The 9,882-nt window shown below is 71.1% G+C and carries 8 protein-coding genes and 1 pseudogene; 4 read left to right on the forward strand and 5 right to left on the reverse strand.

Going from position 1 to position 9,882, the window contains the following annotated elements; all coding sequences use genetic code 11:
• The first annotated feature begins 20 nt into the window (after positions 1 to 20).
• On the forward strand, positions 21 to 1,232 hold the full coding sequence (locus tag ABZ453_RS29995) for an MFS transporter (RefSeq protein ID WP_359019636.1): 1,212 nt from the start codon (positions 21 to 23) through the stop codon (positions 1,230 to 1,232).
• Here ABZ453_RS29995 and ABZ453_RS30000 read toward each other — a convergent pair.
• Complete coding sequence (locus ABZ453_RS30000; protein ID WP_359019638.1) at positions 1,192 to 1,650, reverse strand: thioesterase family protein; 459 nt, start codon at positions 1,648 to 1,650, stop codon at positions 1,192 to 1,194. The genes ABZ453_RS29995 and ABZ453_RS30000 overlap by 41 nt on opposite strands.
• 88 nt (positions 1,651 to 1,738) lie before the next feature.
• The gene (locus ABZ453_RS30005; protein WP_359019640.1) at positions 1,739 to 2,998 is read right to left on the reverse strand and encodes an alginate lyase family protein; all 1,260 of its coding nucleotides are present in this window, start codon (positions 2,996 to 2,998) and stop codon (positions 1,739 to 1,741) included.
• A 138-nt stretch (positions 2,999 to 3,136) separates the two neighbouring features.
• Between ABZ453_RS30005 and ABZ453_RS30010 the strand changes: the two genes are divergently transcribed.
• The gene (locus ABZ453_RS30010) at positions 3,137 to 4,516 is read left to right on the forward strand and encodes a solute carrier family 23 protein (protein ID WP_359019642.1); all 1,380 of its coding nucleotides are present in this window, start codon (positions 3,137 to 3,139) and stop codon (positions 4,514 to 4,516) included.
• Here ABZ453_RS30010 and ABZ453_RS30015 read toward each other — a convergent pair.
• A complete protein-coding gene (locus ABZ453_RS30015) occupies positions 4,495 to 5,610 on the reverse strand; it encodes a glycoside hydrolase family 6 protein (protein ID WP_359019732.1) in 1,116 nt (371 codons plus the stop codon). The genes ABZ453_RS30010 and ABZ453_RS30015 overlap by 22 nt on opposite strands.
• A 175-nt stretch (positions 5,611 to 5,785) precedes the next feature.
• Here ABZ453_RS30015 and ABZ453_RS30020 point away from each other — a divergent pair, with 175 nt between their 5' ends.
• Both ABZ453_RS30020 and ABZ453_RS30025 read left to right on the forward strand, forming a co-directional pair.
• Positions 5,786 to 6,472 (forward strand): DUF5995 family protein, encoded by a 687-nt coding sequence (locus ABZ453_RS30020; protein WP_359019644.1) that lies wholly within the window; start codon positions 5,786 to 5,788, stop codon positions 6,470 to 6,472.
• Between the two features lie 4 nt (positions 6,473 to 6,476).
• Positions 6,477 to 6,775 (forward strand): annotated as a pseudogene (locus ABZ453_RS30025) (LLM class F420-dependent oxidoreductase); the annotation flags it as partial.
• A 79-nt stretch (positions 6,776 to 6,854) separates the two neighbouring features.
• Here the strand turns inward: ABZ453_RS30025 and ABZ453_RS30030 are convergent.
• Positions 6,855 to 8,558 carry an NAD(P)/FAD-dependent oxidoreductase gene (locus tag ABZ453_RS30030; RefSeq protein WP_359019646.1) on the reverse strand — a complete coding sequence of 568 codons (1,704 nt, stop codon included), beginning with the start codon at positions 8,556 to 8,558 and terminating at the stop codon, positions 6,855 to 6,857.
• Between the two features lie 41 nt (positions 8,559 to 8,599).
• Entirely contained in the window at positions 8,600 to 9,388 is a 789-nt protein-coding gene (locus ABZ453_RS30035; protein ID WP_359019648.1) for a carbon-nitrogen hydrolase family protein, read from the reverse strand.
• Positions 9,389 to 9,882: the final 494 nt, after the last annotated feature.

A 9,882-nucleotide genomic window follows, 5' to 3' on the forward strand; every position in this document is an offset into this window, starting at 1 on the left:
CGGCGACGGGAGGGCCGAGAATGTGTGACGTGGTGTACGACCGGCACGAGGTGAGGCGGGCCCGGTACGCCGTGGCCGCCGTGTTCACCGTGCACGGCGCCGTCACCGGTTCGTTCGCCACCCGCGTTCCCTGGGTCCAGGAGCACGCCCACCTCAGCGCGGGCGAGCTGGGCTTCGCGCTCGCCTTCACCGCGTTCGGCGCGTCCTGCGCCATGCCGCTGGCGGGCCGCATCAGCCACCGCTTCGGCAGCCGTACGGCCCTGCGCGGGCTGATCGCGATGTGGACCCTGTCCCTGATCCTGCCGGCGCTGGCCCCGAACATGCTCACCCTGTGCCTGGCGATGTTCGTCTACGGTGCGAGCGCGGGCATGGCCGACGTCGCCATGAACGCACTGGGCGTCGAGATCGAGCAGCGTCTCAACAAGTCGATCATGTCCGGTCTGCACGGCATGTGGAGTGCGGGCGCCCTGATCGGTTCGGCGGGCGGCACGCTCGCCGCGCACCTCGGCGCGGACGCCCGCGTCCACTTCGCGCTCGCCGCGGTGACCCTCACCGCACTCGGCCTGCTGGCCTGTACCTGGGTGCTCGACCTGCAGCCCGCCGAGGACGAGGAGCCCCCGCCGAGGTTCGCGCTGCCGCCCAGGTCCGCCCTGCTCATCGGTGCCGTCGGCTTCTGCGCGGTGTTCGCGGAGGGCGCGAGCTTGGACTGGTCGGCGGTGTTCCTGCGCGACCAGCTGGACACCTCGGCGGGGCTCGCAGCAGCGTGCACGACCGGGTTCATGCTCACCATGGCGGTGGCGCGGCTGGTGGGCGACGCGGTGGTCAACCGTTTCGGCGCGGTGCGCACCGTCCGGGCCGGCGGTGTCCTGGCCGTTCTCGGCGGTCTGCTCATCGTCGTCGCGGGCGAACCGGTCGTGGCGATGGGGGGCTTCGCGCTGCTCGGGCTGGGCATCGCCGTCGTCGTACCGCTGTGCTTCGCGGCGGCCGGGCACAGCGGCCCGAATCCGAGTCAGGCGATCGCCGGCGTCGCGACCATCACCTACACCTCGGGCCTGATCGCGCCCAGCCTGATCGGTGGGGTGGCGCAGGCGACGAGCCTGGTGGTGTCGTTCGTGCTGGTGACCGTGCTGGCCGGCGGGCTCGCGGCCTTCGCCGGGGTGCTCAGGACCGGCGAGCGCAACCTGTCGAAGGTCAGTCCGCCGAGCGCAGCAGTTCCCGACCCGCGGCCCTGAAGGCGTCGCTCCACGGAGCGGGGCGCATCGTCCGAGGGTCCAGCCGGACCAGGACCCGGGTGCCCTGTGCGTAGGTGACCGCGCCGTCCTCGGAGCAGAACCGGAAGCCGTAGGTCAGGCCGGTGGTGCCGAGCCGCTCCAACCAGAGGTGGACGGCGTAGGTGCCGGGCCGGGTGACCGGGGCCTCGTAGCCGACGCGGAGCTCCCTGACGGCGTTGCACGCGTCGCCGGCCGCCGTCCAGTCGCCCGCGAAGTGGATGCCGTGCTCCTGCCACAGCTCGGCCCAGGCGCGCTCCACCATCAGCGGGTAGCGGGCGTTGTGGAGGAGGCCGAGCGCGTCGAGGTCGTCGAAGTGGACGGTGACGGGGATCAGCCGGCCGTGGGACAGGGCGGGGGCGATCGGGGCTTCGGCGGTCACGGGTGGGGCTCCTGAGCGTCAAGGGTGAAGCGGTGGGGACACTCCATCCTAAGCGGACGCTCAGGAGCCCCGGTCGGGAAGGTCCTGGTCAGCCCGCTATGGAGTCCAGCTGCTCGGCTGCCGGACGCAGCTCCCAGAGGTCACCGCCGGGGGGCGTCTCCAGCTTCGTGACGGCCCTCTGGGCCGCCTTGTCCCCCGCGTCGGCCGCCGCGTGCACGACGTCGCTCGCCGCGTAGCGGTGGAACTCCAGCTCCGGGTACGGCCAGGCGGCGGATCCGGTCGCGGTGGGCAGCAGGAAGTCCACGGCCTTCTGGACGCCCTGTCCGTCCGGCCCGTGATAGGCCCACAGGTTCACGCCGACGTGCCGGCCGATCGCCGCGAGCCGGGTGTAGGCGACCAGGTCGAAGGTCGAGTAGTGCCAGCTGCGGGTGCGGGTCAGCTCCTGCGGCTGGCTGCCGTCGGCGGCGATCTGCGGATCGATGCGTCTGGCGCGCGCGTCCAGGACGGTCTTCCGGGCCAGCGCCCGGTCGCCGGTGGCATACGCGAGGGCGGCGAGCTGCATGTCGTAGAAGGTGCCGTGGTTGTTGGCGGCGGCGCCCTCCTGCTCGCCGAAGGCGCTGTTCTTCAGCCAGCCGAGGAAGTCGGCGTTCCACTTGCCCATCGCGGTGCGGTCCTTGGCGCTCCAGCCCGGCGCCCCGGTGGCCAGGAGGGCCTGGGCGTCGAGGACGCTGGTGTACGACTGCGAGAAGTCGATGATGCCGATGGCGCGTCCGTCGTACTTGCACGGGATGAACTGGGCGTGGTTCAGGTTCGGGTTCATCCGGGTGGCCGGATCCAGGAACCAGGTGCGCAGGACCTGCGCGGCCTTCTCGGCGTACACCCGCCTGCCGGTGTAGTACCAGGCGAGCGAGAGGTCGTACGTCGAGTCGAAGACCTTCTCGACGTCCTGGCGGTCGGTGCCGCTGTCGACCTCGGGGTTGCGCTGTCCGTCCCGCTGAACGTACGGGCAGCCCCAGGGATTGTCGGCGGTCGGGGTCGTGGTGGGCCACCAGTAGGGGGCCTGGCTGAGGTAGTCGTGGACGTCGCCGCCGGGGGCGGGCTTGGGTTTGTCGACGACCGTCCATGGACCCTGGTTCAGCCAGGTGTCGGCGCGGCTCGTCAAGGTCCGCAGTTCCCGGCGCAGTTGGGGATCACCGCGGTCGAGGCGGGCTTTCGTCTGCTGCAGTCGGCCGCCGTCGAGGACGGCGGTGTCGGGGGTCTTGGGGCTCGCGTGTGCGGAGGGGACGAGGGCGGCTCCGACGGTCACCACGGCGGCGAGCAGAACGGCCGCGCGGGATCTTCCACTCATCTGGCACTCCGATCCATCGAACGGACGGTCAGAAATGTGAACACAGTTCATGAGTAGGACCGTGCGAGCGTAGAACCCCGAGGTAGCCGTGACAATGGTCCGGACAGAACTTCATGTACAGAGAAAGCGATTCCCCCCATGGACCTCGGCGTGCGCTGGAAACTGCACGGAGACGGGCGGACGCCCGCGCCCGGAGCGGTGGTACGGCCCGACGAACGGCTCTCCTGGCCGCGCACCATCGGGCTCGGCGCCCAGCACGTGGTCGCGATGTTCGGCGCGTCCTTCGTGGCGCCGGTGCTGATGGGCCTGGACCCCAACCTCGCGATCATGATGTCGGGCGTCGCCACCGTGATCTTCCTGCTGGCGACGCGGGGCCGGGTGCCCAGCTATCTGGGCTGCTCGCTGTCGTTCGTGGGGGTGGCGGCCGTGATCCGCGCGCAGGGCGGCACGAGCGCCACCGTCACCGGTGCGGTCCTCGTCGTCGGCTTGGCGCTGTTCCTGGTGGGGCTCGCCGTGCAGCGCTTCGGCGCGCGGATCATCCATGCCGCGATGCCGCCGATCGTCACGGGTGCGGTGGTCATGCTGATCGGCTTCAACCTGGCGCCGGTGACCGCCTCGACCTACTGGCCGCAGGACCAGTGGACCGCCCTGCTGGTCATGCTGTTCACCGGCCTGGCGGTGGTCTGTCTGCGCGGTTTCTTCTCACGCATCGCGATCTTCCTCGGCCTGCTCTTCGGGTACGCGATCTCCTGGACCTTCGACCGGATCTTCGGGAAGATCCACTCGATCGACGCGAGCGGCAGGGTCACCGACCACTGGCGCCTGGACCTCTCCGGCGTCGGCAAGGCGGACTGGATCGGCCTGCCGTCCTTCCACGGGCCCACCTTCCAGTGGTCGGCGATCCTCGTCGCGCTCCCGGTCGTGATCGCCCTGGTCGCCGAGAACGCCGGGCACGTCAAGGCGGTCGGCGAGATGACCGGCGACCGGCTCGACGACCGGCTCGGCACGGCGATCTCGGCCGACGGCGTCGGCTCCATGCTGTCCACCGCGGTGGGCGGCCCGCCCAACACCACCTACTCCGAGAACATCGGCGTGATGGCCGCGACCCGCGTCTACTCCACCGCCGCCTACTGGGCCGCGGCCGGCTTCGCCCTCCTGTTCGGCCTCTGCCCGAAGTTCGGAGCGGTCGTGGCCGCGATCCCGGGCGGTGTCCTCGGCGGCATCACCGTCATCCTGTACGGCATGATCGGCCTGCTCGGCGCGCAGATCTGGACCAACGCCCGGGTGGACCTGCGCAATCCGCTCAACCTGGTCCCGGCCGCGGCGGGCATCATCATCGGCGTCGGCAACGTGACGATGAAGTTCACCGACACCTTCTCCCTCAGCGGCATCGCCCTCGGCACCCTCGTCGTCATCACCGGCTACCACGCGCTGCGCGCCTTCGCCCCGCCCCACCTCAAGTCGCGGGAGCCGCTGTTGGACGAGGGCACGTCCTCCTACGACGAGGCCAAGTCGTAGGCGTACGACGGACTGAACGTCCCCGGCGCCCCCTTGCACCCGTCCGACTCCCCTGGCAGCTTCACCCACAGATAGGCGTCGATGCGCGCCTCGCCGGTGCTGAGCGTCGGCGCCCGCCCGATCCCGCGGCCCGCCGGGTCGCACCACTGTCCGTCGGGCGGGGGGCCGTTGCCGTTGCGGCTGGTGTCGATGACGGCACCGAGGCCGGCGGGGCCGCCCAGGTCGGCGAGGACCGTACGGTCGTAGGCGATCTCGTCGGCCGTGGTGCGGAAGTTGGAGACGTTGCTGAAGATCCCGTCGGAGGAGTCGGGGGAGGCGGCGCCCGCCTGTCTCAGCAGGTCGGCCTGTTTGTCGGCCGGGTTCCAGCCGGAGTGCCCGGCGTCGTAGTACACGCGGGCCTTCGGGTCGGCGTTCTTCAGGACGCGGCCGGCGCGGGCCAAGGAGGCGAAGCGGGCGGTGCGTTCGCTTCCGGAGAGGCAGTCGGACTGGGCGATCGAGTCGGGCTCCAGGACGACGACGACCTCGCCCCGGCCCAGACCGGTCGCGAAGGAGTCGATCCACACGTCGTAGGCGGCGAGGTCCGGCGCCCCGCCCTGGGAGGCGCCCCCGCAGTCGCGGTCGGGTATCGCGTACGCCACGAGGACCGGCACCCGGTCCTGCGCGGCGGCTCCCGAGGTGACCGCGCGGACGCGGGAGGCGATGGTCGCGGGTGTGGGGTCGGCGAACCACACGGCCGCCGGTTCGTCGGCGATCCGGGACTCGATGAGCGGGGTGCGCGGGTCGCCGGGGTGAGCGCGGACCCAGTCGAGGACCTCGGAGTCGGGGTGCAGGTAGAGACGGGCGGACACCGTCGGCGGTCGCGGGCTCTCCTTCGTCTTCGTCCTGATGGGCGCCGGACTGCTGGTCCTCGGTGAACTCCGCACGGGAGACGGCGACTTGGCGACCGTCGGTGTCGCGGACACCTGCTCCGGCGCAGGCGATCCGGTCACCTCCGGTTTCGCCGCCCCGGTGCCCGCGCCCCGCCGGTCGTCGAAGGCGGACATCATGCCGGTCACGGTGCCGGTGGCGACCACGACATACGCGAGGGCGACCATGGCACCCCGCCGGGCGGCACGCCGGCGCTCGGCCCTGCGGGCCGCCAGGCGCCGGGCACGCAAGCCTGACACGGCGTCGCTCCTCCCTCCCCCCGCCGCGAGCGCGTTCCCCCGTTCCGGGGAAGCACAGGGCCCGACGGCGCTCCCGTCAGCCTAGGACTGGGACCCTTCCCCCATGGCGCAATGGGAACACTTCACCACATCCGTAGACACGGTCGTCTCCCGTATGCGCGCCCTGGACGCGAGGCTGCCCGAACGGGACGGCCTCGCCGTCTTCAACCGCGTCTACCTCGCCGTCACCGAGTCCGTCGACCGGCACATCGACCTGGGCGGCTTCACCGACCCACGGGCGGCGATCACGCTGGACGTGCGGTTCGCGGAGCGCTATCTCGCGGCCGTGGAGGCCGTGGCCGACGACCGCCGCCCGCCCGCCTGCTGGCGCCCCCTGTTCCAGTTCCGCCGCCATCCCGGCGTACGTCCCCTGCAGTTCGCGCTGGCGGGCATCAACGCGCACATCGGCCACGACCTGGCGCTCGCCGTGGTGGACAGTTGTCGTACGTTGGGCTGCGAACCTGCCGAACTGGAGGACGAGTTCGACCGCGTGGGCGAGCTCCTCGTCTCCCTGGAGGAGCGCATCCGCGAGGATCTGATGCCGGGCCCCGACCTGCTCCAGATCGCCGACCCGCTGACCCATCTGCTCGGCTCCTGGAGCCTGGAGCGCGCCCGGGACGCCACCTGGACGGCCGCGCGGGCCCTGTGGGCGCTACGCCGGCTCCCGGACGTGGCCGAGGAGTTCACCGAACGGCTGGACACCGCCGTCGGCTTCGCCGGCCGCATGCTGCTGACACCACTGCCGGATTAGGTGCCCCGAGCCCGCCACCCAGGGCCTGTCCGGCATCGAGGGGCTGGCGTGGCCCGACTTGTACCGCGGGGTCCAGGACCCCCTGGTGACTCTGACCCTCGCCGCCGCGGCGACCGAGCGGGCCGAGCGGGCACCAGCATCCTGGTCACCCCGCTGCACAACCCCTTCCCGTACGCGGCCGCCGGCGTGACACCGTTCGAGGAGCGCGGCCCGGTCCTGGACGAGATCATCCACGTGCGCCGGGCCGTGCGGGGTCCGGATCCGGTGAGGTACGAGGGCCGGATCACCCGGAGTTCTTCGAGTTCCAGGGCACGGCCCGGGACGCCGAGGAGCTCAAGGACCTGGCCGCCGAGGTCCACGAGGGGATCCGCGCAGCCGGTGTCTAGTCCTCCGGCAGTTCGACCGGCGCGATCTCGTCGTACACGTCGCCCGGTCCCGGGTTGGCCGCGTCGGTCTCGCCGCCCAGATGGTGCATGACGCCCCAGACCGCGTTCAGCGCGGTCTGGATGGCGCCCTCCGCCCAGCCGGCCGTCCACGAGATGTCGTCGCCGGCGAGGAAGACGCCCCGCTTGTCCTCGGGCAGCCGGTCCTGCATGAAGTGCGTGAACAGGCGCCGCTGATAGCGGTAGTGACCCGGCAGGTTGGCCTTGAACGCGCCCATGAAATAAGGCTCGTTCTCCCAGGACACGGTCACCGGGTTGCCGATGACGTGCTTGCGGATGTCGACCTTCGGATAGATCTCCTTCAGCGACTTGAGCATGACCTCCATCCGCTCGTTCGCGGACAGCGGCAGCCACTTCAGACTGTCGTCGCACCAGGTGTACGACAGACAGATGACCGCCGGCCTGTCCGGACCGTCGTCCAGGAGGTAGGTCCCGCGCGTCATGCGGTCGGTGAGTGTCATCGACATGACGTCCCGGCCGGTCTCCTCGTCCTGGTCCAGCCAGAACGGGCGGTCCACGGGTACGAAGAGCTTGCTGGACTCCATGTAGTGGGTGCGCTCGATGGCGGTCCAGTGGTCGATCGGGAAGAGCGAGTCGTCGCAGGCGATCTTCGACAGCAGCATCCAGGACTGGGCGGTGAAGATCGCCGCCTTGTAGGTGCGGATGTCGCCGTTCGCGTCGGTCACCGTGATCCGGTTGCCGGCCGCGCGGTGCAGCCGGGTCACGGCGGGGCGCGGCTCGCCGTTCACGTGCAGGGACTTCAGCGAGGTGCCGTAGGGCCAGTGGACGATCTTCTCCGGCTCGCGCTCCCACAGGCGCAGCGGCAACTGCTGGGAGCCGCCCACGATGCCCCGGTGGTGGTCGTCGGCCTCGGTGTAGACGACCCGCAGGATCTCCAGGATGGAGTTGGGGAAGTCGGTGTCCCAGCCGCCCGTGCCGAAGCCGACCTGGCCGAAGATCTCCCGGTGCCGGAAGGACTTGAAGGCCTCGGAGTCGCAGAGGAAGCCGTAGAAGGTCTGGTTGTCGAGCTTCTCGACCAGCCGCGCCCAGATCTCACGGATGCGCGGCACGTCCCGCTCGCGCAGGGCGCGGTTCATGTCGGAGAAGTCGGCGCCCTCTTCGAGGCACGTGTTCCAGGCGGCGGCGACATCGCGGTAGACCTGCGGCAGGTCGTCGATGCTCTCGGCGTAGTGCGACTCGCCCTTGAGGTCGACGACGGTCGAAGGGGTCGCCTCGGCAAGGGGGTTGGGGAAGGGACGGGTCTCCAGGCCCACCAGGTCGATGTAGTGCTGGAGGGCGGTGGAGGAGGGCGGGAAGCGCATCGCGCCCATCTCGGCGGTCAGGCCCTCGGTGCCCTGGCCGTCGAAGCCGACGGTCCGCAGCCGTCCGCCGATCCGGTCGGCCTCGTACACGACCGGCTTCAGGCCCATCTTCATCAGCTCGTACGCGGCCACGATGCCCGACAGTCCGCCGCCGATGACCGCGACCTCGGTGCCGTGGGCGGTCGCCGGTATCTGGCCGAGGCCCGCCGGGTGGGCGAGGAAGTCGTCGTAGGCGTACGGGAAGTCCGGGCCGAACATGGTGATCGGCGGCAGCTGCTGCTCGTCCGCATGCTCGACGGCGTTGGGCACGGTGGACGTCATGGGGTACGGACTCCTTGCACAGACAGGGCGTTGGGGCTGTTTCAGACCAGGGACCCGTACAGACCGGGGCGGCGGTCCTTCAGGTACGGGTTGGCCTCGCGGGAGGCGGCGAGGAAGGCGGGGTCGACGTCGGCGACGACCAGTTCCTCGCCGCGGCCGGCGCGGGTGCGGGCGATGCCGTCGGGGCCGGCGAGGGCGGAAAGTCCGAAGAACTCGAACTCGCCCTCCGGGCCGACCCGGTTGACGTAGGCGACGTACATCTGGTTCTCCCAGGCACGCACCGGGACCATGGCCTCGGCGACGAACTGGAAGGGGTGCATGTTCGCCGTCGGCACGACGAGCAGGTCGGTGCCGGCCAGGGCGTGGGCGCGGGCGTTCTCCGGGAACTCGACGTCGTAGCAGATCATCAGGCCCACGGTCAGGCCACCGAGCCGGGCCTGGACGAGCGACTGCTCGCCGGGGGTGAAGTGCTCGCGCTCTGCGGGGCCGAAGAGGTGGGTCTTGCGGTAGTTCGCGAGCCGCGTGCCGTCGGCGGTGATCAGCTGCGCGGAGTTGTGGACGGTCTCACCGTCCCGCTCCGGGTAACCGTAGACGAGCGCGATGCCGTGCCGGGCGGCCATCTCCGCGACCGCGTCGGCGGACTCGCCGTCGGCCGGCTCGGCCAGGCGCGCGATGTCGTCGCCGATCGCGTAGCCGGTCAGGAACATCTCCGGCGCGGCCAGCAGCCCGGCGCCCGCGGCGGCGGCACGGCCCGCGGCCGCGTCGAGGACCTTGAGGTTCTCGGCGACGGATCCGGGACGGCCGGAGCTCTGGAGCAGGGCGGTGCGCATGCGGGTTCCTCACCGGTGCGGATACTTTTGGGGGCCACCTAGAAGGTACGGTCGCGGCGCCACGACCAGCAAGAAGAAGCCGTTGCGCGCCGGTGAGCGCTTCATTGCGTACGACAGCGGCCAGGCGACGATTCGTTGCGCACCCGGTGCGAGGCCCTGACGCCAGAGCAGGATCGCCCCCCGCTGGGCGACCGCACGACGTCACGGGCGCACCAGGCCGAAGAGGTCCGACCATGCTCCCGGCATGCCGCGAAAACCCTCGTCCCAGGCGTACTCGGCTCTCGGACGGTCCGACGACGACTCGCTGCGCAGCCGGTGCGAAGGTCCGTCGCCACAACAGGGTCGCCCGACTGCTGGGCGACCGCGCGACGTCACAGGCGCCCCGCCCAAGACGTCCGACCGTCCCCCCGACATGCCACGCGAAAGCCCCCGCCCCAGGCGTACCGGGCTCCCGGACGGTCCGACGACGATCCGTTTGCACACCCGGTGCGAGG

It is taken from the genome of Streptomyces sp. NPDC005799 (assembly GCF_040630525.1).
Classification (GTDB): Bacteria; Actinomycetota; Actinomycetes; order Streptomycetales; family Streptomycetaceae; genus Streptomyces; species Streptomyces griseorubiginosus_B.

Bases quoted from the DNA above. Each gene is read 5' to 3' on its own strand.
- ABZ453_RS29995 (WP_359019636.1), top strand. From the start codon at position 21: ATGTGTGACGTGGTGTACGACCGGCACGAGGTGAGGCGGGCCCGGTAC.
- ABZ453_RS30005 (WP_359019640.1), bottom strand. From the start codon at position 2,998: ATGAGTGGAAGATCCCGCGCGGCCGTTCTGCTCGCCGCCGTGGTGACC.
- ABZ453_RS30010 (WP_359019642.1), top strand. From the start codon at position 3,137: ATGGACCTCGGCGTGCGCTGGAAACTGCACGGAGACGGGCGGACGCCC.
- ABZ453_RS30015 (WP_359019732.1), bottom strand. From the start codon at position 5,610: ATGGTCGCCCTCGCGTATGTCGTGGTCGCCACCGGCACCGTGACCGGC.
- ABZ453_RS30020 (WP_359019644.1), top strand. From the start codon at position 5,786: ATGGCGCAATGGGAACACTTCACCACATCCGTAGACACGGTCGTCTCC.
- ABZ453_RS30030 (WP_359019646.1), bottom strand. From the start codon at position 8,558: ATGACGTCCACCGTGCCCAACGCCGTCGAGCATGCGGACGAGCAGCAG.
- ABZ453_RS30035 (WP_359019648.1), bottom strand. From the start codon at position 9,388: ATGCGCACCGCCCTGCTCCAGAGCTCCGGCCGTCCCGGATCCGTCGCC.